The organism is Aeromonas sp. 19NY04SH05-1 (genome assembly GCF_040581895.1).
GTDB lineage: Bacteria > Pseudomonadota > Gammaproteobacteria > Enterobacterales > Aeromonadaceae > Aeromonas > Aeromonas enteropelogenes.
The window spans coordinates 839950-862850 of record NZ_CP095328.1; the positions used below are offsets into that span (position 1 = coordinate 839950).

19 protein-coding genes are annotated in these 22901 nt (G+C 59.9%); 16 read left to right on the forward strand and 3 right to left on the reverse strand.

Annotated elements, in window-relative coordinates:
- Positions 1-52 precede the first annotated feature (52 nt).
- Complete coding sequence (gene queG, locus MRK42_RS03980) at positions 53-1207, reverse strand: tRNA epoxyqueuosine(34) reductase QueG (protein ID WP_042070131.1); 1155 nt, start codon at positions 1205-1207, stop codon at positions 53-55.
- 114 nt (positions 1208-1321) lie between these two features.
- On the opposite strand from queG, the gene MRK42_RS03985 reads away from it, so the two are divergent.
- The 10 genes from MRK42_RS03985 (at position 1322) to MRK42_RS04030 (ending at position 11703) form a co-directional block, all read left to right on the forward strand.
- Entirely contained in the window at positions 1322-2833 is a 1512-nt protein-coding gene (locus MRK42_RS03985) for an NAD(P)H-hydrate dehydratase (protein WP_216993014.1), read from the forward strand.
- An 8-nt stretch (positions 2834-2841) separates the two neighbouring features.
- Positions 2842-3315 (forward strand): tRNA (adenosine(37)-N6)-threonylcarbamoyltransferase complex ATPase subunit type 1 TsaE, encoded by a 474-nt coding sequence (tsaE, locus tag MRK42_RS03990; protein ID WP_042028249.1) that lies wholly within the window; start codon positions 2842-2844, stop codon positions 3313-3315.
- A 23-nt stretch (positions 3316-3338) separates the two neighbouring features.
- On the forward strand, positions 3339-4805 hold the full coding sequence (locus MRK42_RS03995) for an N-acetylmuramoyl-L-alanine amidase (RefSeq protein ID WP_223380415.1): 1467 nt from the start codon (positions 3339-3341) through the stop codon (positions 4803-4805).
- Positions 4806-4819: 14 nt separating this feature from the next.
- Positions 4820-6682 (forward strand): DNA mismatch repair endonuclease MutL, encoded by a 1863-nt coding sequence (gene mutL, locus MRK42_RS04000; RefSeq protein WP_042070127.1) that lies wholly within the window; start codon positions 4820-4822, stop codon positions 6680-6682.
- Complete coding sequence (miaA, locus tag MRK42_RS04005) at positions 6672-7601, forward strand: tRNA (adenosine(37)-N6)-dimethylallyltransferase MiaA (RefSeq protein WP_042070125.1); 930 nt, start codon at positions 6672-6674, stop codon at positions 7599-7601. The genes mutL and miaA overlap by 11 nt, the downstream gene beginning before the upstream one ends.
- 72 nt (positions 7602-7673) lie before the next feature.
- On the forward strand, positions 7674-7937 hold the full coding sequence (gene hfq / locus MRK42_RS04010) for an RNA chaperone Hfq (RefSeq protein ID WP_026456017.1): 264 nt from the start codon (positions 7674-7676) through the stop codon (positions 7935-7937).
- Positions 7938-8000: 63 nt separating this feature from the next.
- Positions 8001-9287 (forward strand): ribosome rescue GTPase HflX, encoded by a 1287-nt coding sequence (hflX, locus tag MRK42_RS04015; RefSeq protein WP_042070124.1) that lies wholly within the window; start codon positions 8001-8003, stop codon positions 9285-9287.
- Positions 9288-9372: 85 nt separating this feature from the next.
- A complete protein-coding gene (gene hflK, locus MRK42_RS04020) occupies positions 9373-10521 on the forward strand; it encodes an FtsH protease activity modulator HflK (RefSeq protein WP_042070122.1) in 1149 nt (382 codons plus the stop codon).
- A 3-nt stretch (positions 10522-10524) separates the two neighbouring features.
- On the forward strand, positions 10525-11406 hold the full coding sequence (gene hflC / locus MRK42_RS04025) for a protease modulator HflC (RefSeq protein WP_026456015.1): 882 nt from the start codon (positions 10525-10527) through the stop codon (positions 11404-11406).
- Between the two features lie 108 nt (positions 11407-11514).
- Entirely contained in the window at positions 11515-11703 is a 189-nt protein-coding gene (locus tag MRK42_RS04030; protein ID WP_026456014.1) for a DUF2065 family protein, read from the forward strand.
- A 72-nt stretch (positions 11704-11775) separates the two neighbouring features.
- On the opposite strand, the gene ispB is transcribed toward MRK42_RS04030, so the two are convergent.
- Positions 11776-12747, reverse strand: coding sequence for an octaprenyl diphosphate synthase (ispB, locus tag MRK42_RS04035; protein WP_026456013.1), 972 nt, complete (start codon positions 12745-12747; stop codon positions 11776-11778).
- Positions 12748-12990: 243 nt separating this feature from the next.
- Between ispB and rplU the strand changes: the two genes are divergently transcribed.
- The 5 genes from rplU (at position 12991) to MRK42_RS04060 (ending at position 18528) form a co-directional block, all read left to right on the forward strand.
- Positions 12991-13302, forward strand: a complete 312-nt coding sequence (gene rplU / locus MRK42_RS04040; RefSeq protein ID WP_005304210.1) for a 50S ribosomal protein L21 — start codon at positions 12991-12993, stop codon at positions 13300-13302.
- 17 nt (positions 13303-13319) lie between these two features.
- The gene (rpmA, locus tag MRK42_RS04045) at positions 13320-13577 is read left to right on the forward strand and encodes a 50S ribosomal protein L27 (RefSeq protein ID WP_005304202.1); all 258 of its coding nucleotides are present in this window, start codon (positions 13320-13322) and stop codon (positions 13575-13577) included.
- A 200-nt stretch (positions 13578-13777) separates the two neighbouring features.
- Positions 13778-14980, forward strand: coding sequence for an Obg family GTPase CgtA (gene cgtA, locus MRK42_RS04050; RefSeq protein WP_354688903.1), 1203 nt, complete (start codon positions 13778-13780; stop codon positions 14978-14980).
- Positions 14981-15344: 364 nt separating this feature from the next.
- Positions 15345-16715, forward strand: a complete 1371-nt coding sequence (locus tag MRK42_RS04055) for a YjiH family protein (RefSeq protein ID WP_338611787.1) — start codon at positions 15345-15347, stop codon at positions 16713-16715.
- Positions 16716-16884: 169 nt separating this feature from the next.
- Complete coding sequence (locus MRK42_RS04060) at positions 16885-18528, forward strand: AMP-binding protein (protein WP_338611788.1); 1644 nt, start codon at positions 16885-16887, stop codon at positions 18526-18528.
- A 58-nt stretch (positions 18529-18586) separates the two neighbouring features.
- Here MRK42_RS04060 and MRK42_RS04065 read toward each other — a convergent pair whose 3' ends face one another.
- Positions 18587-21469 carry an HD domain-containing phosphohydrolase gene (locus tag MRK42_RS04065; protein ID WP_338611789.1) on the reverse strand — a complete coding sequence of 961 codons (2883 nt, stop codon included), beginning with the start codon at positions 21467-21469 and terminating at the stop codon, positions 18587-18589.
- A gap of 133 nt (positions 21470-21602) precedes the next feature.
- Here MRK42_RS04065 and MRK42_RS04070 point away from each other — a divergent pair, with 133 nt between their 5' ends.
- Positions 21603-22817, forward strand: a complete 1215-nt coding sequence (locus tag MRK42_RS04070; RefSeq protein ID WP_042657696.1) for an IS256 family transposase — start codon at positions 21603-21605, stop codon at positions 22815-22817.
- Positions 22818-22901 lie beyond the last annotated feature (84 nt).

A 22901-nucleotide genomic window follows, 5' to 3' on the forward strand; every position in this document is an offset into this window, starting at 1 on the left:
CGGATCGGCAGAGCATGAAAAAACTGCGGCGTGCCGGCAAGGGGCAGATCGCTCAGGCGTGATCCGGCAAACCTTTTTCGATGCAGCGGATCAGCAAGCGAGTCTTTTTGCTCTCCTCTTCCCGACGGCCGGCCAGGGTTGCCAGCGCCCATTCGATATGCTCAGCCACCAGGGGCTTGGCCTCGGCAAGGGCCTGTTGCAGGGCGTCAATCACTTCCGCTGTGGCCGGCCCGTTGCCGAGTGCCACCGCCAGATTGCGGCGCCAGCGCTGGTAGCCGATGCGGCGAATGGGGCTCCCTTCAGTGTGCTTGAGAAACTCGCTCTCGCTCCAGCGCCACAGCTCAAGCAGGGGCGGGCGGTGCAGATTGGGTCGCGCACTGAAGTCAGGCTCCGGGCTGGCGTCCGCGTAGCGGTTCCAGGGGCAGATGAGTTGGCAGTCGTCACAGCCATAGATGCGGTTGCCCATCAGCGGCCTGAACTCTGGCGGGATGGGACCGTCATTTTCGATGGTGAGGTAGGAGATGCAGCGGCGGCCATCCACCACGTAAGGGGCGACAATGGCGCCGGTAGGGCAGATGTTGATGCAGGCCATGCACTTGCCGCACCGTTCCTTTTCGACCGGTTCGTCCAGCGGCAGCGGCAGGTTGAGCAAGAGCTCTCCCAGAAAGAAGAAGGAACCGGCCGACTCATTGAGCAGCAGCGAGTGCTTGCCCACCCAGCCGAGGCCGGCCTTGGCTGCCAGCGGCCGCTCCAGTACGGGGGCCGAATCGACGAAGGGGCGCCACTCGCCGATGGGGTCGGTTGTGGTTTGAAACAGCTCAGCGCAGCGCCGCTCGATGCGTTCCCCCAGCTGCTTGAGCCGGTTGCGCAGCACCTTGTGGTAGTCGCGCCCGAGGGCGTAGCGGCTGATGTAGCCGAGAGCCGGATCGCGCAGGGTGGCGGCGAAGCCCGCCTCGAAGGGGAGGTAGTTCATCCGCACCGACAGCACACGCCGGGTGCCCGGCAGCAGCTCGTGGGGGCGGGCCCGCATCATGCCGTGACGCGCCATATACTCCATGCTGCCGTGGTGGCCTGCATCCAGCCAAGCCTGCAGCCTGGGCTCTTCGATGGCGAGATCCGTATCCGTGATGCCTGCCTGGTCAAATCCTAGCTCGCGGGCCCAGAGCTTGATATCTTGAGCCAACTGCTCAAAGTCGGGGGCCGTCATCCCGCTGCATGCCTTAATGAATTGATCTGCAAGGCAAACAGGAGTGGATGCTCAGGCATCATCATGGGCCGGGCTGGGCCGGTTCGGGACAATGGATAAGCGTCGGGAGCCGTCATGGTACAGGTCATCGGGGATGCTGAATGCAAGAAAGAGGCGGACAGTCTATCACAGGGGCTGTGGCGGACCGAACAGATCCGCGCCCGTGAACAGGAGTGGGCCAGGCGTGAAGGGCAACCGCTCTATGCCCTGATGGAGCGGGCTGGTGCGGCCCTCTTTGCCCATGCAATCCGACACTGGCCCGAGCGTCGCAACTGGTGGATCTTCACCGGCCCCGGCAACAACGGCGGGGATGGCTATGTACTGGCTCGCCTCGCCCGCCAGCATGGGTTGGAGCCCGTGGTGATTGCCGCAAGGGAGCCCGTTCAGTTGAAGGGGGATGCCAGAGTGGCCGCCGAGGCCTGGCTGGCCTGCGGGGGAAAGGTCTGGCTGGCCGAAGACCCGGTGCTTGCCAGCCTTCCTCCCCCCGATCTGGTCATTGACGCCCTGCTGGGCACGGGTGTCAGTACACATCTCGCTCCGTTACTGACAAAGATCGTCGCAACAATCAATGGCTTGGGTGTGCCCGTGCTGGCCGTGGATCTGCCTTCCGGACTCAATGGCGATACGGGGCGCGCCATGGGGGCCGTGGTGCGCGCCACCTGCACCCTCACCTTTATCGGCATCAAGCAGGGCATGCTCACCGGGGATGGGGTCGACTGTGTCGGTCGGCTTGAATGCGATGAGCTTGGCGTTATGCCCGATGAGCGTGTGCCGCCTTCAGCCTGGCGGCTCGATTATCCGGCGCTCAAATCGCAACTGGTGCCGCGCTTGCGTTCGGCTCACAAGGGGATGAATGGCAAGGTGCTACTGGTGGGCGGCAATCGCGCCATGCAGGGGGCCATCCTGCTGGCGGCCAGGGCCTGCCTGCGGACCGGCGCCGGATTGGTGCGAGTGTGTCAGCATCCGGTTCATCCGCCAGTCAGTCTATCCCAGCCAGAATTGATGGGAGGCGATGAGGCGGATGACGGGGGCTGGGCATCGGTGCGTGTCATAGGGCCTGGCCTCGGGCTGGATGAGTGGGCTCGCACCCGGTTCGAGCAGGCATTGACCAGCAAAATTCCTCTGGTTTTAGACGCTGATGGATTGAATTGGCTGGCGCAAGCTCCTCGTCATCAGGATAATTGGGTACTTACTCCCCACCCTGGCGAGGCCGCTCGGCTGCTGGGGTGTTCCATCGCCGAGATTGAATCCGACCGGTTTGCCGCAGTGCGCGCCTTGCAGCAGCGTTACGGCGGCGTTGTGCTGCTCAAGGGGGCCGGTACCCTGATTGCCGATGACGAGGGGATCGCGCTCTGTTGCGAGGGCAATCCCGGCATGGCAAGTGGCGGCATGGGCGATCTGTTATCTGGTATAATCGCCGCCCTTTTGGCTCAGGGCTGGTCCGCCACCATGGCTGCCCGGCTGGGGGCCGTGCTCCACGGAGAGGCTGCCGATCTGGCCGCCGCTGACGGAGAGCGGGGCATGCTGGCGTCCGATCTGTTGCCCTGGATCCGCAAACTGGTTAATCCCGACACCATTACAAGTTAAAGAAGAACATGGCAAAACAGTTGATGATGACACTGCCGGACGAGGCAGCAACAGTGGCTCTGGGTGGCCGTCTGGCACAGGCCTGTCAGCAGGCGACCACGGTGTTTTTGCATGGCGCCCTGGGGGCCGGTAAAACGACCCTGACCCGGGGCTGGGTACAGGGGCTGGGCCATCAGGGCAAGGTAAAGAGTCCGACTTATACCCTGGTCGAACCCTATGAGCTGGATGGCTGGCAGGTCTACCACTTCGATCTCTACCGTCTGGCCGATCCCGAAGAGCTGGAGTTCATGGGGATCCGCGACTACTTCTCTGCCAACACCCTCTGTTTGGTGGAGTGGTCCGAGAAGGGGGAGGGCTGGCTGCCGGCACCCGACCTCGAAATCACCCTCACCTATGTAGGCGAGCAGCGCGAGGCCCTGATTGAGGCACGCACTGCTATTGGCGAAGCCATTCTGGAACGGTTGTCATCTACGTGCGCTTGATCCTTCTTATTGCTTTCTCCTTGATGGCCTTACCCTCCTGGGCGAATCAGCTCAAGAGCGTGCGGATCTGGCCATCACCGGACAACACCCGGGTGGTGCTCGACATGAGCAGCGCCCCCAATTACAACTACTTCACCCTGACCGGTCCGGATCGCCTGGTGATCGACCTGAAAGGGGCGAACGTGGCCACCAACCTGGCTCGCGTCGAGAACAACAGTGAACTGGTGCGCAAGGTGCGCCAGAGCACGCCCCAGGAGAAGGGCGACCTGCGGCTGGTGCTGGACCTGAGTTCAGCCATCAAGCCGGTGGTGTTCCCGCTGGCCCCGGCCGGCCCCTATGGGCATCGGCTGGTGATCGACTTGCCCTATGAAGAGAAGCGCTCGGCCGCCGCCGTGCGATCGGCGCCGGTGGGCGGCAAGGGCAAGGGGGTGGTGATTGCCATCGACCCGGGTCATGGCGGGGAAGACCCTGGCTCCATCGGCCCGCGTCGCACCTACGAGAAGCGGGTGACCCTGGCGGTTTCCCAGAAGCTGGCGGTTCTCATCGACCGTGAGCCCGGGATGCGTGCCATCCTGACCCGCCGTGGTGACTACTTCGTCGATCTGAACAAGCGCTCCGAAATCGCCCGCAAGGCGAAGGCTGATCTGCTGGTGTCCGTTCATGCCGACAGCTTCCATAACTCCACGCCACGTGGTGCTTCCGTCTGGGTATTGTCGACCAACCGCGCCAACCGCGAGATGGGCAGCTGGCTGGAGAAGCAGGAGAAGCAGGGCGAACTGCTTGGCGGGGTCGGCAAGGTATTGGCCGAATCCGATCCCAACCCCTATCTGGCACAGACCTTCCTCGACCTCTCGATGGACAAGTCCCGTGCCGAGGGCTATGACGTCAGCCGCCAGATCCTGCGCTCGATGGGTAAGGTCGCGAGGCTGCACAAGAAGGCGCCGGAACACGCCAGCCTGGCGGTGCTCAAGGCGCCGGACATTCCCTCCGTGCTGGTGGAGACGGGGTTCATCTCCAACCACGCCGAAGAGAAGTTGCTGGCCACCTCCAGCTATCAGGATCAGCTGGCTCGCGCCATCTTCGAGGGGATCCGCAATTATTACCGCGCCCACCCGACCAAGGGGGCCATGCTGACCGGCAAGAGCGTGGCGAGCCAGCCAGCTGCGGCGCCCAGACAGGTGGCCGCGAGCAAACCGGCTCCCCAACCCCAAGTGACCAACCGGATGCCGGCGACTGTGCGTGACAGTGGTGCACCGGTCAGCAGCGTGGGCAGCGCCTCCGGCGCCGGGGTGATCAAACCCTACTCGGCGACCACCAGTGCCGGGGTCAACGACAAGTCGAAGATGATCCGCCACGTGGTCACCCGCGGCCAGAGCCTCTCTCGCCTTGCCGAACGGTACGGGGTGAGCCAGGCCCGTCTGGTGGAGATCAACAAATTGAAATCGCGGGAAATCCAGATAGGGCAGGTGCTCTACATTCCCAAAAAATAAAGCAGGAGCCAGCGATGCCAATCCGTATATTGCCTCCGATTCTGGCTAACCAGATTGCCGCAGGGGAGGTGGTGGAGCGGCCCTCTTCCGTCGTCAAGGAACTGGTGGAAAACAGCCTGGATGCGGGCGCTGACCGGGTCGAAATCGATATCGACAAGGGGGGTGCCAAGCTGATCCGCATTCGTGACAACGGCTGCGGAGTTGCCCGGGATGAACTGGTGCTGGCGCTGTCGCGCCACGCCACCTCCAAGGTCGCGACCCTGGACGATCTGGAAGGGATCAACAGCCTGGGATTTCGCGGCGAGGCGCTCGCTTCCATCAGCTCGGTTTCCCGGTTGACCTTCACCTCCCGCACAGCGGAGCAGGCCGAAGCCTGGCAAGCCCAGGCCGAGGGGCGCGAGATGAGCGTCACCGTCAAACCGGCGGCCCATCCGGTGGGTACGACAGTGGAGGTGGTGGATCTCTTCTTCAACACCCCGGCGCGGCGCAAGTTCATGCGCAGCGAAAAGACCGAGTTCGCTCATATCGACGAGCTGGTGCGCCGCATCGCGCTCTCCCGCTTCGACGTCACCCTGATCCTGCGCCACAACGGCAAGGTGGTACGCCAGTACAAGGCTGCCAATACGGTGCCGGAGCAGGAGCGCCGCCTTGCCGCCGTCTGTGGCACGCCCTTCATGCATCATGCGCTGGCGGTGGAGAGCGAACACAGCGACGTGCGACTGTGGGGCTGGCTGGCCACTCCGCAGGGGGCCAGGCCGCAAAATGATCTGCAATACACCTACGTCAATGGCCGCATGATGCGCGACAAGCTCATCAACCACGCCATCCGCCAGGCCTACGACGAGCTGTTGCCCGCCGATCGCTTCGCCGCCTATGTGCTCTATATCGAGCTGGATCCCCGCCAGGTGGACGTCAACGTCCATCCGGCCAAGCACGAGGTGCGCTTTCATCAGGCCCGTCTCATTCATGATTTCATCTTCCAGGGGCTCTTTACCGCACTGCGCCGTGAAGGGGCTGGTAGCGCCACCGATGAGCCGCTGGCCGAAACCCTGGTGGAACTGCCGGTCACTCCGCAGATCGAATATCCCGGGCAGGCGCCTCGTCCCGAATGGTATGGCGCCGAGCACAACTACCGTGCGCCGTCTCAGGTGCGAGAAGGAGGTGCGGGAAGCGCCGGCAGCTACCAGCCACCCGAGCCCCCGAGCCGCGAGGCGATGCGGGGCATGGGAGCGCTGCTCACCACCTTGCCCATCGCCGAATCGGCACAAGTTGCGACAAACGCCCCTGCTGACGCTCCCAGGCCACCCGCACAACAGGGTTGCCGGGCGCTTACTCTGGTGGAGCAGGCCTATCTGCTGATAGAGCGGGATGGCCAGCTGGCACTGTTGTCGCTGGTGCGGGCCGAACGCCTGCTGCTGCGTCACTGGCTGCTGGAGACCTGGGGCCAGGGGCTGGCGGCCCAGCCACTGTTGTTGCCGGTCTCCTTCAAGTTGCCCAAAAACCTGATGACCCTGGTGGAGGCGCAGGAGCGTTTGCTCAAACGGATGGGGCTGGAGTTGAAAAGCGGTGGGCGCGACACCATGATCCTGACTCGGGTACCCGCCTTGCTGCGTCAGACCGACCTGGTACGGCTGTTACCCGAATTGCTGCAAATCATCGAGGGTGGATCTGACAGTGATGCCGGCCAGCAGGCTGAAGTATTATGCCAATGGCTGGTGGAGCAGGGGATAAGCCGCGAGAAAGTATACGATTTTTCAACTGCCAGTCGGTTGCTGACGGAACTTGTTGCCGATCACGCTGACCAACTGGCAGACGTTCGCATGGTGCGCCCGCTCTCGCTGGCGGCCGTGCTGGAGGAGTTCAAGCATGGCGAGTGACTTGCCGACTGCAATTTTTTTGATGGGGCCGACGGCCTCCGGCAAGACGGATCTCGCCATCGAACTGTGTCAGGCGCTGCCCTGCGACATCATCAGCGTCGATTCGGCCCTGATCTATCGCGGTATGGATATCGGCACTGCCAAGCCGACCCCGGCCGAGCTGGCGCTGGCGCCTCACCGGCTGATCGACATCTTGGATCCGGCCCTGAGCTACTCGGCGGCGGATTTTTGCAAGGATGCCCTGCGGGAGATGAAGGATATCGCCGATCGCGGCCGCATTCCGCTGCTGGTGGGTGGCACCATGCTCTATTTCAAGGCGTTGCTGGAGGGGCTGTCACCCCTGCCTTCCGCCGATCCGGCCATTCGTGCCGGCATTGAAGAAGAGGCGGCCCGCCTCGGCTGGCAGGCGTTGCACGACGAGCTGGTGCGCATCGACCCGGTAGCCGGTGCCCGCATTCATCCCAACGATCCGCAGCGGCTCAGCCGGGCGCTCGAGGTCTACCGCATCAGCGGCAAGACGCTCACCGAATTGACCCAGGTACAGGGAGAGGGGTTGCCCTATCGGGTGCAACAGTTTGCCATTGCGCCGAAGGATCGTGCCGTGCTGCATCAGCGTATCGAACAGCGTTTCGACAAAATGCTGCAAGGGGGCTTCGAACAGGAGGTGAGGGCCCTGATGGCCCGCGGCGATCTGACACCGGATCTGCCCTCTATTCGCTGCGTCGGATATCGCCAAATGTGGGACTATCTGAACGGTGAGATAGAGTATGATGAGATGCGTTATCGTGGCATCGTTGCCACCCGCCAATTGGCAAAACGACAGATGACCTGGTTGCGCGGTTGGCCCGATGTGACCTGGTTGGAATCTGGTGAGTCTGGCAATCTGGAACGCGTGCTTGCTCGCGCTGGTGCGGCTTGACACTCCCTGTATAATCAGGTTGTTATATTGAGATTCGATGTTTAAAAACAACAAACTATAAGGAAAAGAAAAATGGCTAAGGGGCAATCTCTCCAAGACCCGTTTTTGAATGCGCTGCGCCGTGAGCGTATTCCTGTTTCTATCTATTTGGTGAACGGCATCAAACTGCAAGGTCAGATCGAGTCTTTCGATCAGTTTGTCATCCTGCTGAAGAACACCGTGAGCCAGATGGTTTACAAGCACGCCATCTCCACCGTGGTGCCGGCCCGTGCCGTCAACCATCACCAGCCTGCTCCCAACGGCGGTGCTGATGAACAGGGTGACGCCGAGGCGTGATATCCCGGGACGAGTCCACTCGTCAACTCAGATTCATCATGATTCCTGTTAAGGAGCAAGCGCTTGTTTGACCGTTATGAAGCTGGCGAACAGGCCGTTCTGGTGCATGTCAACTTCAGTGATGAGGGCGAACGGGAGGATCTGGAAGAGCTCAAGATGCTGGTGAGCTCTGCCGGAGTCAATGCACTGGCGGTGATAACCACCAGCCGCAGTGCCCCAAGCGCCAAATTTTTTGTCGGCAGTGGCAAGGCTGAAGAGATCGCGTCCCAGGTCCAGATGCTGGACGCCGACGTGGTGATCTTCAACCATGCCCTGACTCCTGCCCAGGAGCGCAACCTGGAGCGTCTGTTCCAGTGCCGGGTGGTGGATAGAACCGGCCTGATCCTCGATATCTTTGCCCAGCGGGCCCGAACCCACGAAGGTAAACTGCAGGTCGAACTGGCCCAGTTGCGCCATCTTTCTACTCGCCTGGTGCGAGGCTGGACCCACCTTGAGCGTCAAAAAGGGGGGATCGGTCTGCGCGGTCCGGGGGAAACCCAGCTTGAAACCGACCGACGCCTGCTGCGTGAACGCATCAAGGCGATTTTGCGTCGGCTTGAAAAGGTAGCCAAGCAGCGGGAACAGGGGCGCCGCGCCCGCAATCGCAATGAAGTACCGACAGTATCCCTGGTTGGTTATACCAACGCCGGAAAGTCTACTTTGTTCAACCAACTTACAGCTGCCAGCGTGTATGCTGCCGACCAACTGTTCGCAACCCTGGATCCCACCCTGCGTAAACTGGTGATCCGGGATGTGGGTGATGTGATTTTGGCAGATACTGTTGGATTTATTCGGCACTTGCCCCATGATCTGGTCGCTGCCTTCAAGGCAACCTTGCAGGAGACCCGCGAAGCGGATCTGTTGCTGCATGTGGTGGACTGTGCCGATGAGCAGATGCAGGAGAATATCGGCTCCGTGCAGCTGGTGCTGGCCGAGATCGAAGCAGACGACCGTCCCCAACTGATGATCTGCAACAAGATCGACAAGCTGGCGGACCGTCCGGCTGGCCTGGAGCGGGATGAAGAAGGACGCCCGTTGCGCGTCTGGCTGTCTGCCCAAACCGGTGAAGGGTGTGAATATCTGTTTCAGGCCCTGACCGAGCTGCTGGCTGGCTCCATGGTGCATCACACCCTGCAGTTGCCGCCTTCTGCCGCGAGATTGCGCAGTGCGCTCTATCAGTTGAAAGGGATTGAGCAGGAAGGTTTTAGCGAGGAGGGGGATTTTGTGCTGGAAGTCCGCTTGCAAGTGGCCGACTGGAACCGCCTCGTGAAACAGGAAGGTGAGAGTTTACAACGCTTTATCAGACATTGATTCGTCGGTGAATGCTGACAGGCTTCATCAACGATGAGGGTTCGATAGAGATGATATCCATCCGCAAGTATTAATGGAGACGCTGATGGCTTGGAATGAGCCTGGTAACAACGGCAAAGACCGTGACCCTTGGGGGAACAACGGCAAGAATCAGGGGCCCCCTGATCTGGATGAAATGCTGCGCAAGGTGAGTCGCCGTTTCGGTGGCCTGCTGGGTGGCGGCAAGTCTGGCGGCGATGTGGGCCGCTTTGGTATTTCCATCGCGCTGGTGGTCGCCGTGGTGGTGTGGGTCGTCAGCGGCTTCTACACCATTCGTGAAGCCGAGCGCGGTGCCGTGCTGCGCTTTGGCAAGTTTTCCCACATTGTCGAGCCGGGCCTGCGCTGGAAGCCGACCTTTATCGATCAGGTGATCCCGGTGGACGTCGAGTCCGTTCGCTCCCTGCCGGCTTCCGGTTTCATGCTGACCCAGGATGAGAACGTGGTGCGGGTCGAGATGGACGTGCAATACCGTGTCGTCAATCCCGAGCAGTACCTGTTCAGTGTGACCAATGCCGACGAGAGCCTGAGCCAGGCGACCGACAGCGCCCTGCGCTACGTGGTGGGCCACACCAAGATGGATGACGTACTGACCACTGGTCGGGAAAAGGTCCGTCAGGAAACCTGGGAAGTGATCGATGGCATCATCGAGCCCTACCAGATGGGTCTGCAGATCGTGGACGTCAACTTCCTGCCGGCTCGTCCGCCGGAAGAGGTGAAGGATGCGTTTGATGACGCTATCGCCGCCCAGGAAGATGAACAGCGCTTCATCCGTGAAGCGGAAGCCTATGCCCGTGAAGTGGAACCCAAGGCCCGTGGCCAGGTGAAGCGTCTGGAGCAGGAGGCCGAAGCCTACAAGTCCCAGATTGTGCTGAAGGCCCAGGGTGAGGTTGCTCGCTTCAACGAGCTGCTGCCCCAGTATCAGGCTGCGCCCGAACTGACCCGTAACCGTATCTATCTGGAAACCATGGAAGAGCTGTACCAGCAAGCCAACAAGGTGCTGGTCGACATGCCTGCTGGCAACAACAGCATGATCTATCTGCCGCTCGACAAGCTGTCTGGCAAGCCGAACGTAGCCCAGCCACAGCGCTCGACCGTGGCACCGACCGTAGAGCCGGCGCCGGTTTCCAACGAGGGGAGCAACTCCACTCCAATGCCGCTGCGTAGCGGTGACCGCTTCAGCTCAGGGAGAAACTGATAGATGAAAAAGCTAGCTATTGGTGCAATCGCTGTCGCGGCCATGGTCTGCTTCTCCTCTGTCTTTATCGTTGATGAAGGTCAGAAGGGGATCGTGGTGCAGTTTGGCAAGGTGAAGCGGGTTGATTCCGGCGAGCCGCGCCTCTATGAGCCGGGCCTGCATTTCAAGGTGCCGCTCATCGACCAGGTTCGCAAGATGGATGCCCGTATCCAGACCATCGACAGCCAGGCCGACCGCTTCGTCACCTCCGAGAAGAAAGACCTCATCATCGACTCCTACGTGAAGTGGAAGATCGAGGACTTCTCCAAGTACTACTTGGCGACCGGTGGTGGCAACAAACTGCAGGCCGAAGACCTGCTCAAGCGCAAGATCAACAACGGTCTGCGTTCCGAGATCGGTAACCGCACCATCAAGGATATCGTCTCCGGCGAGCGTAGTACCGTGATGGAAGATGCCCTGAAGAAGATGGCGCGCTCCTCCGAGCTCGGCATCAAGGTAGTGGATGTGCGGATCAAGCAGATCAACCTGCCGGTGGAAGTCTCCAACTCCATCTATCAGCGGATGCGCGCCGAGCGTACCGCGGTGGCCCGTGAGCATCGCTCCCAGGGTCGCGAGAAGGCAGAGATCCTGCGTGCCGACATCGACCGCAAGGTGACCGTGATGATCGCCGATGCCGAGAGTAATGCCCGTCAGCTGCGTGGTGAAGGGGATGCCGAGGCCGCCAAGATCTATGCCGACAGCTACAAGAAAGACCCCGAGTTTTTCAGCTTCGTGCGCAGTATGGAGGCCTATCGCAAGAGCTTCTCCGGTGGCAATGAGCTGATGGTGCTCAAGCCGGACAGCGAGTTCTTCCGTTACCTCAAGTCGCCGAACGGCAGCAAGTAAGCCGTTGGGAAAAGTAGTTGCAAAGGGTCTGCATTGTCAGACCCTTTTCTTTTTCTTGGGTGCCGGCCACAGTGGTGGCGGCAGAAGAGGGGAGCAGAAGGGAACAAGATGCTGACATCTGTACTGATGGGATTGGGCTTGTTGCTGCTGTTTGAAGGACTGGGTCCGCTTTTGATGCCAAGAGCCTGGCAGCAGATGCTGCGCCTGCTGAGCGAGCAGCCACCCGAGCAGTTGCGCCGCATCGGCGGCTCTCTGGTGGTGGCCGGAGGCGTGATCCTCTGGATGCTTGCACGTTAAGCCAACCGGTGTGAATCCGAAGATAAAAAAAGAGGCCGTTCGGCCTCTTTTCGTGTGTGGTTGAGCCTTGACTCAGGCGCTGCGCTGCACTGCCATATGTGCCAGAGTCTCCAGCGCCTGCTTGTGCTGGGAGTCCGGCAGAATGGCGAGGGCGGCGATGGCTTTGTCGGCCTCCTCGCGAGCTCGCATGCGGGAGTATTCCAGAGCGCCGGTGCGCTCAAGGATGGCCAGGATCTGATCGAGATGCTCCATGCCGTTGCGGTGCTCAATGGCATCGCGTACCAGCTGGCGCTCTTGCGGCGTACCTACTTCCATGGCCCGCAACAGCGGCAGGGTAGGTTTGCCTTCGGCCAGATCGTCCCCCACGTTTTTGCCCATGTCGTCGCTCTGGGAGCAGTAGTCCATCACATCGTCGATGATCTGGAAGGCGGTACCCAGATACATACCGTAGTCGGTCATGGCTTGCTCGACCGGCTCAGGCTGATGGGTCAGCACGGCGGCGAGGCGAGTGGCGGCCTCAAACAGCTTGGCGGTCTTGCAATAGATGACCGTCATGTAGCTCTCTTCGGTGGTGTCGGGATCGTTGCAGTTCATCAGCTGCAACACTTCCCCTTCGGCGATGGTGTTGGTGGCATCCGACAGGATTTCCATCACCCTCAGGTTGGAGAGCTCGCTCATCATCTGGAAGGAGCGACTGTAGAGGTAGTCGCCCACCAGGACGCTTGCAGCATTGCCAAACAGGGCGTTGGCGGTTTCCCGGCCGCGGCGCAGATCGGATTCGTCGACCACGTCGTCGTGCAGCAGGGTAGAGGTGTGAATGAATTCGATGATGGCGGCCAGCTTCAGGTGATCTTCACCCTCGTAGCCCAGCGCACGGGCTGCCATGACGGTCAGCATGGGGCGCATCCGTTTGCCGCCGGCGCTGACAATATAGAAACCCAGCTGATTGATCAGACTAACGTCGGACTGAAGTCGAGCCAGGATCAGTTCATTGACCGCCGTCATGTCGGCGGCACAGAGCGCACGGATAGTCTGTTGGTCCATAAGTCTCGTAACGTGACGGCAGCAATAACTGCGATTTTTAGTAATGGCGGGGATTCTACACGATTTCACAATGGGTTACAGTTAAGCGTTTATCCACGGCGGCAGATATGCGCACAAAATAAACTTTTTGCTAAATTGGCCTTGCCTGAGCAGATCGATTTGCGTAGAATGCCCGCCCATTGTTATAGGTTTTTGCGCATGTCTGGCCTTGAGCAAAAGACATGCCTTTACGGAGTTAATCAAATGTACGCGGTATTCCAAAGCGGCGGAAAACAACACCGTGTGGCCGAAGGTCAAATCGTTCGTCTGGAAAAGCTGAACGTTGAGACTGGCGCTACCATCGACTTCAACGAAGTGCTGATGGTTGCTGCAGGCGACACTTTTAAAGTAGGTGCTCCTTTCGTTGAAGGTGGCAAGGTTGTAGCTGAAGTCGTGGCTCACGGCCGTGGCGAGAAAGTGACTATCGTCAAGTTCCGTCGTCGTAAGCACCACCGTAAGCAAGCGGGCCACCGTCAGTGGTTCACTGAAGTCAAAATCACTGGCATCAGCGCTTAATTAGAGGAGTCCGATAGATGGCACACAAAAAAGCTGGCGGTTCATCCCGCAACGGTCGCGATTCTGAAGCTAAACGCCTGGGCGTGAAGCGTTTCGGCGGCGAAACAGTTCTGGCTGGCAGCATCATCGTTCGTCAGCGCGGTACCAAGTTCCACGCTGGTGAGAACGTTGGTCTGGGCAAGGACCACACCCTGTTCGCTACCGCGAACGGCAAGGTGCAGTTCGAAGTCAAAGGTCCGCTGAACCGTAAGTACGTTAGCATCGTTGCTGAGTAATTACGGACCGCAAGGATCCGAAGCCCCGCCAACAGGCGGGGCTTTTGTTTTTCTGACGTCTTTTTGATGTTATTGACGAAAAAACGGAACGCAGCCGACCCCGGTTCTGCAGGGCATGATTGGCAAGATGCGTATCGCCCGCAGGGGTCTGTACCACTATAATTGCGTATCGGTTTTTCGAATTAAGGTGACGGTTACCTATGAAGTTTGTTGATGAAGTCCAGATTCGAGTCGATGCCGGTGACGGTGGTAACGGTTGTGTAAGCTTTCGCCGTGAAAAATACATCCCGAACGGTGGCCCGGATGGTGGTGACGGTGGTGATGGTGGCGACGTTTATCTGATCGCCGACGAGAACCTCAACACCCTGATCGACTATCGCTTCGAGCGTTTCCATGCAGCCGAGCGTGGCGAGAATGGCCAGAGCGCCAACTGTACTGGTCGCCGCGGCAAGGACAAGATCCTGCGCGTGCCGGTCGGTACCCGCGCTACCGATGAAGACACCGGCGAGCTGCTGGGTGATCTGACTCACCACGAACAGAAGCTGCTGGTCGCCAAGGGCGGTTTCCACGGTCTTGGCAACACCCGTTTCAAAAGCTCGGTCAACCGGGCGCCGCGCCAGAAGAGCAACGGCACCTCGGGTGAAGTGCGTACCCTGAAGCTGGAGCTGCTGCTGCTGGCCGACGTCGGCATGCTGGGTCTGCCCAATGCTGGCAAATCCACCTTTATCCGCGCCGTTTCCGCCGCTCGTCCGAAAGTGGCCGACTACCCCTTTACCACCCTGGTGCCAAACCTGGGCGTGGTGCGTGGCGAGAACTCCCGTTCCTTTGTGATTGCCGACATTCCGGGCCTCATCGAAGGGGCTGCCGAAGGTGCTGGCCTCGGTATCCGCTTCCTCAAGCACCTCGAGCGTTGCCGTGTGCTGATCCACCTGGTGGATATCTGCCCCATCGATGGTTCCGATCCGGCTGAAAATGCCGTGACCATCGTCCGCGAGCTTGAGAAATACAGCCCCGAGCTGGCGAGCAAGCCGCGTTGGCTGGTGTTCAACAAGATGGACCTGATCCTGGAAGAAGAGGCTCAGGAGGTGATGGATCGGGTCAAAGCTGCCCTGAACCATGAAGGGCCCGTCTACGCCATCACCGCCATCAGCAAGGAAGGGACCAAGAAGGTCTGCTACGACATCCTGGATCTGCTGGACACCATGCCCCGTCAGCTGGAAGCCGATGCGAAAGAAGCCATCGAGAAGGTTGAGTTCAAGTGGGATGACTACCACAAGAACCAGCTGGCCAAGGCCGAAGCCGAGGCGCTGGCCGCGTCCATGGCCTTCGACGAAGGGCTCGACGATGATGACTGGGATGAAGATGACGACGATGGCGTCGAAGTCATTTATGTCCGTGACTGAATCCCGTCACAGGCATAAAAAAACCGGAGCCTGCGAAGGCTCCGGTTTTTTTATGCCTGTCAGTCGGATTCAATAGATATATTTGTGATGCTGCTTATTGCCTGTGATGGCCAACCGATTATACTGCCCACCTGAATTAACAGTAATGAAACAATCTGCTAGCGATGTCGAATGAATCGATATGCGCTTCTGTAACGGATTGTTTTGATGGATGGTTTTCCTGTAAAAATATCTATGCGCAGATTTACCGATAAAAAGGTTTTTTGTGCATTTTTTTGGAGTATTCTTGCGCCCGTTTTGCCGGGTTATGCGTGAGTATGCAGGTTGACCAGGCTAAGGAAAGTAACGTTAAGGTTGTCACATCATGTTGGAAAAGAGTCTGGAAGCACCGGCGGTCAACACCCGCCGCAACTTGTTGATGTTTTTGATCCCGTCCCTCATCGGGATCCTGCTGTTCATGACGCCGGTCGTCTATGAAGGCAATGTCACCATCCCGGTCGCCGTGTTGGCGAAGCTGGTTCAGCTGGTCTTTGCCGACTATCTGGTTGCCATGGTCAGCGCCGTGATCACCACCACCATGCTGATGACGATCATCGCCTGGTTGTTCAAACCGGCCATCCTGGTTCGCCGTCCTTTCCTCAACAGCCTGTTCAATGTCTCCCCCTTCTGGGCCAGCGTGCGGGTGCTGGGCGGCATCTTCGTCTTGCTAACCTTCTTCCAGGTGGGGCCTGAGGTGCTTTATTCGGGCGCCACCGGCGGGCTGGTGTTGCACGATCTGCTGCCGGTACTGTTCTCCGTGTTCATCTTTGCCGGCCTGCTGCTTCCCCTGCTGCTCGATTTCGGTCTGCTGGAGTTCGTCGGTACCATGATGACCCGCATCATGCGTCCCGTGTTCCGTCTGCCGGGTCGCTCCGCCGTGGACTGTTTCGCCTCCTGGCTGGGGGATGGCAGCGTCGGCATTCTGCTGACCAGCAAGCAGTATGAAGGCAAGTTCTATACCCAGCGTGAAGCGGCCGTGATCGGCACCACCTTCTCTGCGGTTTCCATCACTTTCTGTCTGGTGGTGATCTCCCAGGTGAAGCTGGAGCACATGTTCGTGCCCTTCTACCTGACCGTCTGCCTGGCCGGCGTGGTGGCTGCCATCGTGGTGCCGCGTCTGCCGCCGCTCTCCTGGAAGAAGGATGTCTACGCCGATGGCTCTCCCCTGTGCCGCAAGCAGGAGGCGGTACCGCATCGTCACAGCGTGCTGAGCTACGGTTACGAGCGGGCGCTGACCAAGGCCGAGAGCGTGAGCGACCTCGGTGCCGTAGCGCGGGAAGGGGTGAAGAATGCACTGGATATGGTGTTTGGCGTGTTGCCCGTGGTGATGGCCATCGGTACCTGTGCCCTGATGCTGGCCGAGCACACTCCCATCTTCAATTGGCTGGGGGCTCCCTTTGTTCCCTTGCTGGAGTTGCTGCAACTGCCGGAGGCCGAGGCTGCCTCCAAGACCATCATGGTTGGCTTTGCCGACATGTTCATCCCGGCGGTGCTGGCTTCCACCATCGAAAGCGAGATGACCCGCTTCGTCATCGCCGCCATGTCGGTGACCCAGCTCATCTATATGTCGGAAGTGGGCGCCCTGCTGCTGGGCAGCAAGATCCCGGTCAAGTTGTGGGAGTTGTTCGTCATCTTCCTGCTGCGCACCCTGGTGACCCTGCCGGTCATCGCCGGTGTGGCGCACCTGCTGTTCTAAAACAGCCATTGCGGACTAAAAACGGTCAACTTCGGTTGGCCGTTTTTTTATGGTCAACATTAGACCAAAGTGAATCTTCTCAAGAATTGGTGGTTACATTAATGTAACAAATTGAACCCGTGCCAGCCGAGCAGTAGGCAATTCCAACCCATGTGGCCAGGAGTCACCCATGACCTCACTGCTCAGCTACCGGACCGGTCCCTGTGACCAACCTCTGCTATCCCAGACCATTGGCACTTATCTGCAAGAGATAGCCGAACGCTTTCCAGACCGCCCCGCCGTGGTGGTGCGCCACCAGCAGATCCGCTGGAGCTACCGCGAATATCTGGCCCGGATCGACAGACTGGCAAAGGGGTTGCTCGCACTCGGGATCAAGCCGGGTGACAGGGTCGGCATCTGGTCACCGAACAACATAGAGTGGTGCCTGGTGCAGTTTGCCACCGCTCGCATCGGCGCCATCATGGTCTGCATCAATCCCGCCTATCGCAGTTACGAGCTGGAGTTTGCCATCAACAACGTGGGTTGCCGTGCCCTCATCTGTACCAGCGCCTTCAAGGGAAGCGATTACCTCGCCATGTTGAACGAGCTGGCCCCCGAACTGGCCGGCAGTACGCCGGGACGGCTCGCCGCCGCCCGTCTGCCAACCCTGGAGATGGTGATCCGGCTCGGGGAAGAGATGACCCCCGGCATGCTGAATTTTGATGCCGTGCAGGCCTTGGGGGAGGGAGTGGATCCCGTTGTCCTGGACCGAATTAGCGCCAGCCTCAAGCCGGAGGATGCCATCAATATCCAGTTCACCTCGGGCACCACGGGCAACCCCAAGGGGGCCACCTTGAGCCATCGCAACATCCTCAACAATGCGCGACTGGTGGCGAGCGGCATGGCGTTCAGCGAGCAGGACAAGCTCTGTATCCCGGTGTCGCTCTACCACTGCTTTGGCATGGTGCTTGGCAATCTGGTCTGCATCAGCGTGGGGGCCTGCGCCCTGTTTCCGTCGGAGGCCTTCGACCCGGTGGCAACCCTGCAGATGGTGAGCGAGGAGCTGCCACAGTTCGCCAGCTTCGATCTCTCCTCCCTGCGCACCGGCATCATGGCCGGGGCCATCTGCCCCGAACCCCTGATGCGCAAGGTCCAGAGTCTGATGCACATGACCGAGGTAACCATTGCCTACGGTCAGACCGAGTGCAGCCCGATCAATCACATGACCGCCATCGATGCGCCGCTGGACAAGCGGGTGACCACGGTGGGCCGTGCCCTCGCCCACACCGAGATCAAGCTGGTCGATGCGAGCGGCGAGACGGTCCCCATCGGTGATAAGGGGGAGATCTGCTGTCGCGGCCATGGGGTGATGCAGGGCTATTGGCAGGATCCGGCCAAGACGGCGCAGACCATAGATGATGACGGCTGGCTCCACTCCGGGGACATCGGCATCATGGATGAAGAGGGGTATGTCCAGATCGTTGGGCGCATCAAGGATCTGATCATCCGTGGTGGCGAGAACATCTATCCACGGGAGGTCGAGGAGCGCCTCTACGAGCACCCGGCGGTGCAGGATGCGGCCGTGTTTGGCGTTGACAGCGAACGCTACGGCGAGGAGGTGTGTGCCTGGGTCAAGCTCAGGCCGGATCAGGTGGCGAGCGAGGAGGAGATCAAGCACTTCCTCTCGGCCCGCATCGCCTATTTCAAGGTGCCGCGCTATATCCGCTTCGTGGAGGAGTACCCCATGACGGTGACCGGCAAGCTGCAGAAATTCAGGATGCGGGAGATGATGACGGCCGAGCTGACTCGCCAGTATGTCGAGGCTGGCGGCTGATACGATCTGCCAAGAGAAGCAGGGGCCCGTGGGCCCCTTTTCAATGTCGTGGTGGCAACTAGCTGGCCAGCAGTATCTCCTGATCCACTTCGTCCAGCTGTTCCGGGGTCAGGAAGCGCTTGGCATAGTCGCGCCAGATACCGCTGCTGACGAACAGGGTAAACAGGGCCGGATCGATATGCTGTTCTCGCACCATGTTCTGCATGATGGCCAGGGACTGGGAGACCGTCTTGCCCGATTTGTAGGGGCGATCGCTTGCGGTCAGCGCCTCGAAGATGTCGGCGATGGCCATGATGCGGGCCGGGATGCTCATCTGTTCCCCCAGCAACTGGCGCGGGTATCCCTTGCCATCCATCCGCTCATGATGGCCGCCGGCAATTTCCGGCACGCTGCGCAGATGGCGCGGGAAGGGGAGGTGCTCCAGCATGCGGATGGTCTGGATGATGTGCTCGTTGATCTTGTAGCGTTCCTCCTCGGTGAGGGTGCCGCGGCCGATGGCCAGGTTGTAGCGCTCCCCGCGGTTGTAGAGATGTTTGGGCACCTTGACCTTGAACCCCCAGGGATTGCCATCGTCAAACCTGTCCTGCTGGGGCCGCGGAATAAGATGGGAGGGTTTGTCGGCCAACAGCTGCTCAACACAAGGCAGGGTCGACGCCGGCTCGCTTTGATGCAACTTGAGCTCCTCGCGGCTGATGCCGAGCCGATCGTCCAGGGTGCGCAGCCAGGTGCGGCTGGCGATGGCGTCGAGCCGCTCAATCTTCTCGGGGGCCATCCACTCGCCACCCAGATTGCATTCGGCCACGAACGCAAACTCCTCGTCCAGTTCCGACCAACGCGGAGCCACCGCTTCGCGGCAGGCGATCCGCTCGGATTCCGGCAGCCTGGTGGAGAGGGCCTCAATATAGGCATCGCGCTTGACTACCTCGAAACGGGTGCGTATCTCGTGGATCCGGTCGTAGATGGTCTCCAGCTTGGTGGCCTTGTCGACCACGAACTCCGGGGTGGTGACCTTGCCGCAATCGTGCAGCCAGCTTGCGATATGGATGGCTTCCCACTCCTCCTCATTGAGACTGAAATCGGCAAACGGGCCCTGTCGCTGGGCGCAGGCCGCCTCGGTCAGCATCTTGGTCAGCTCGGGCACGCGTTGGCAGTGACCACCGGTATAGGGGCTCTTGGCGTCGATGGCGCCCGCCATCAGCTCGATGAAGGACTCCAGAAGTTGCTTCTGCTCTTCCAGCAGGCGCTGGTTCTCGATGGCGGAGGCGGAAGTCCCTGCCAGCGCTTCGATCAGGCTGATCCGCGAGACCAGTTCCCGTGGCGAGCACTCGGGCAGGATCAGAAACAGGTAACCGATCAACTCCTGGCGGTGATTGCGCAGGGGCTCGGCGACCAGTTCACTGGGGCCGGGGAAGGAGCCCCAGCTGCTCATGTATTGCTGCCAGCCCGTTTGGTCGATGCCGACGGAGAGCCGGTTGGCGGCGACCTGAGTCCCGAACAGTGCCGGTTGCCAGGGTACCTGTTCGATTGGCAAGTCGCCCTGCAACCAGCGCGCATTGACCGCCACCATCTGCTGATCTTGCGCCAGATAGAGGCAGCCTCCTGTAGCCTGTACCGCTGACGTGGTCTCGTGCAGGATGCGGCTGATCAGGGAGTCGAAGCGATGCTCGGCAGCCAGTGCCCGACCCATGTTCATGAAGTTGCCCAGGGTCAGGCGCATGCCGGACATGGTACGGGCCAGATCATCGATCTCGCGGATCGCCGATTCGGGCTCCTTGCTGGCCGTAAAATCGAAATGCTGGATCCGCTCCGCCTCCCGGGTCAGGGCTTGCAGCGGGGTGGCGGTGCGGCGGGATACCCACCAGATCACCGGCAGCAGCAACAGCAAACCGATCAGGGTGCGGGCCAGATTGACCAGTGCCGCGTCGCGCGCCTGCTGGTAGAGCACATCGGTCGAGACCAGTAGGGCAATATAGAAAGGCGAGCCCTCGCCGAGGGGGGCCAGGTTGGCCAGCCAGCTGTTGCCGTCAGGCAGGCTGATATCCAGCTCCACCGGGGTGTCCAGCAGCCCGGGCTCACCGGTGATCTGCTGCTGCAACCGTGCCAGGGCGGGGTGAGCGAGGGCCGACAGCATGGGCAGCTGTTTTAACTGCTCGAAGCTGGGCAGATCCTTGGGATCGGCGGCCAGCAGGGTGGCATGATCATCAAACAGAACCACCTGGCTATGTTGTGGCAGGCGCAGCTCACCGATGAGGGCCGACAGTCCCTCGACGCTGGTATCGAGCCCAAGCACGGCGCGTTTGTCCTTGCTCTCCACCGCCAGGGTCATTCCGGGTTCCTTGGTGGTGAAGAAAAGATAGGGGTGGGTGACGGCAATGCCTGGATGGCGACGCGCTTGCTTGTACCAGTCACGACTACGGGGATCGTACTGGTATTGCGGCATGGCCCGGCGCTCGAGCAGCGTCAGATGCTGGTCAAAGTAGAGGAATTCCCCCTTGCCCTGATGCAGGCTCTGCACCATCAGGGTGCTGGCGAGGGGAACATTTTCCAGCTGCGTTCTGGCCCGACTGGTCAGCTTGCGTACCAGAAAAAAATCGCCGTTTTCATAGCCTGCGTAGACGGCACCATAGCTGGCGCTGTTTGCCAGCACCTCGATCAACTGCGGCAGGTAACCGAGCCGTTCATCCAGGCTCTCCATGCCCGCCAGCCGGCCTGTGCGCAGCAGGCTGAGGGACATGCGGGCGGGACGTTCGTTCAACTGCAAGGCCAGGGCAAGCTGCTCCCGGTATTGCAAAAAATTCTGTCGCTCATGCTCGAGCCCTTGCTGGGTATCCTGCTGGAACTGAAGCGTGATAAGCGCCCCTCCCAGAAAGGTAAACAGCAAGATAAAGAGGGTGGCGATATGAACATAGAAGGGTTTACGACCAGGCCTGGCAGTTGTCATGGACACATCCTTGTCACACGTGCGGTTGCAGAAAAGATCAGTCAGCAGTGTGGCAATAGAGCCTGTAAATCCAATTGTGTAACCGCCCACGAATAAGTAACTTTTTCAAAAGGATACCTTCGTGGGTAAGCAAATGGACCAAGACAAACTCAAAGCACTGGCCGCTGAGCTGGCCAAAGACATCAAGTCTGAAAAAGATCTCGGCACCCTCACCCAACAGCTGATCAAGCTCACCGTCGAGACCGCGCTCAATGCCGAGATGGACGAACATCTGGGCTACGAGAAACACGCCCCACAAGGCCGCGGGACCGGCAACAATCGCAATGGCTATTCCGCCAAACGCCTAAAAGGGCAGCACGGAGAGGTCACTATCCAGGCGCCTCGTGACCGTAACTCGTCCTTCGAACCTCAGTTCGTCCGCAAGGGCCAGTCCCGCCTGACCCAGATGGACGACCAGATCCTCGCCCTCTACGCCAAGGGCTTGAGCACGCGGGATATCGTTGACGCATTCAAAGAGATGTATGACGCCGACATCTCGGCGGGGCTGGTATCGAAGGTGACCGAACGTGTCATCGAGCAGGTCCACGAATGGCAAAACCGGCCGCTGGATCCGCTCTATCCCATCGTTTATCTGGACTGCATTGTGCTGAAGATCCGCGCGAACCAGAGGGTGATCAACAAGTCGCTCTATCTGGCACTGGGCATCAATATGGAGGGGCACAAGGAGCTGCTGGGCCTGTGGCTGGCCGAGACCGAAGGGGCAAAGTTCTGGCTGTCGGTCCTGACCGAGCTGAAGAATCGCGGCTTGGAAGACATCCTGATTGCGTGTGTGGACGGTCTCAAGGGCTTCCCTGATGCGATTGCTGTGGAGTATCCCCAGACCAAGGTGCAACTGTGTATCGTCCACATGGTGCGCAACTCGCTGCGCTATGTCTCCTGGAAGGACTACAAGGCGGTGACGGCGGATCTGAAGCAGATCTACCAGTCTGCGACGGAACGTGAGGCTCAGCAGGCGCTGGCGGCCTTCGGCGAGCGCTGGGATAGCCAGTACCCGCAGATAACGCGCTCCTGGCAGGGCAACTGGGATAATCTGATCACACTGTTCGAGTATCCCCCCGCCATCCGGAAGGTGATCTACACCACCAATGCTATCGAGTCGCTGAACAGCGTGCTGCGCAAGGCGACCAAGCAAAGGAAGCTCTTCCCGACCGACGACTCGGCGCTAAAAGTGGCGTACCTCGCGATACAGCAGGCTTCAAAGAAATGGACCATGCCAATCCAGAATTGGAAGCTTGCCCTGAATCGCTTTATTATCGAGTTCGGTGATCGTCTGAACGGTCACCTGTAATGGAGTGGGCAGTTACACAGAATTATTTACAGGCTCTGGCAATAAAATGACTAAAAAAACAGTAATGATTTCAACCTATTCATC

Excerpts from the sequence above, each read along its gene's own strand:
- hfq (WP_026456017.1), top strand. The coding sequence starts at position 7,674 with ATGGCTAAGGGGCAATCTCTCCAAGACCCGTTTTTGAATGCGCTGCGC.
- hflK (WP_042070122.1), top strand. The coding sequence starts at position 9,373 with ATGGCTTGGAATGAGCCTGGTAACAACGGCAAAGACCGTGACCCTTGG.
- hflC (WP_026456015.1), top strand. The coding sequence starts at position 10,525 with ATGAAAAAGCTAGCTATTGGTGCAATCGCTGTCGCGGCCATGGTCTGC.
- MRK42_RS03985 (WP_216993014.1), top strand. The coding sequence starts at position 1,322 with ATGGTACAGGTCATCGGGGATGCTGAATGCAAGAAAGAGGCGGACAGT.
- MRK42_RS04060 (WP_338611788.1), top strand. The coding sequence starts at position 16,885 with ATGACCTCACTGCTCAGCTACCGGACCGGTCCCTGTGACCAACCTCTG.
- MRK42_RS04055 (WP_338611787.1), top strand. The coding sequence starts at position 15,345 with ATGTTGGAAAAGAGTCTGGAAGCACCGGCGGTCAACACCCGCCGCAAC.
- MRK42_RS04070 (WP_042657696.1), top strand. The coding sequence starts at position 21,603 with ATGGACCAAGACAAACTCAAAGCACTGGCCGCTGAGCTGGCCAAAGAC.
- MRK42_RS03995 (WP_223380415.1), top strand. The coding sequence starts at position 3,339 with ATGGCCTTACCCTCCTGGGCGAATCAGCTCAAGAGCGTGCGGATCTGG.
- mutL (WP_042070127.1), top strand. The coding sequence starts at position 4,820 with ATGCCAATCCGTATATTGCCTCCGATTCTGGCTAACCAGATTGCCGCA.
- rplU (WP_005304210.1), top strand. The coding sequence starts at position 12,991 with ATGTACGCGGTATTCCAAAGCGGCGGAAAACAACACCGTGTGGCCGAA.
- MRK42_RS04030 (WP_026456014.1), top strand. The coding sequence starts at position 11,515 with ATGCTGACATCTGTACTGATGGGATTGGGCTTGTTGCTGCTGTTTGAA.
- tsaE (WP_042028249.1), top strand. The coding sequence starts at position 2,842 with ATGGCAAAACAGTTGATGATGACACTGCCGGACGAGGCAGCAACAGTG.
- miaA (WP_042070125.1), top strand. The coding sequence starts at position 6,672 with ATGGCGAGTGACTTGCCGACTGCAATTTTTTTGATGGGGCCGACGGCC.
- cgtA (WP_354688903.1), top strand. The coding sequence starts at position 13,778 with ATGAAGTTTGTTGATGAAGTCCAGATTCGAGTCGATGCCGGTGACGGT.
- queG (WP_042070131.1), bottom strand. The coding sequence starts at position 1,207 with ATGACGGCCCCCGACTTTGAGCAGTTGGCTCAAGATATCAAGCTCTGG.
- MRK42_RS04065 (WP_338611789.1), bottom strand. The coding sequence starts at position 21,469 with ATGACAACTGCCAGGCCTGGTCGTAAACCCTTCTATGTTCATATCGCC.
- ispB (WP_026456013.1), bottom strand. The coding sequence starts at position 12,747 with ATGGACCAACAGACTATCCGTGCGCTCTGTGCCGCCGACATGACGGCG.
- rpmA (WP_005304202.1), top strand. The coding sequence starts at position 13,320 with ATGGCACACAAAAAAGCTGGCGGTTCATCCCGCAACGGTCGCGATTCT.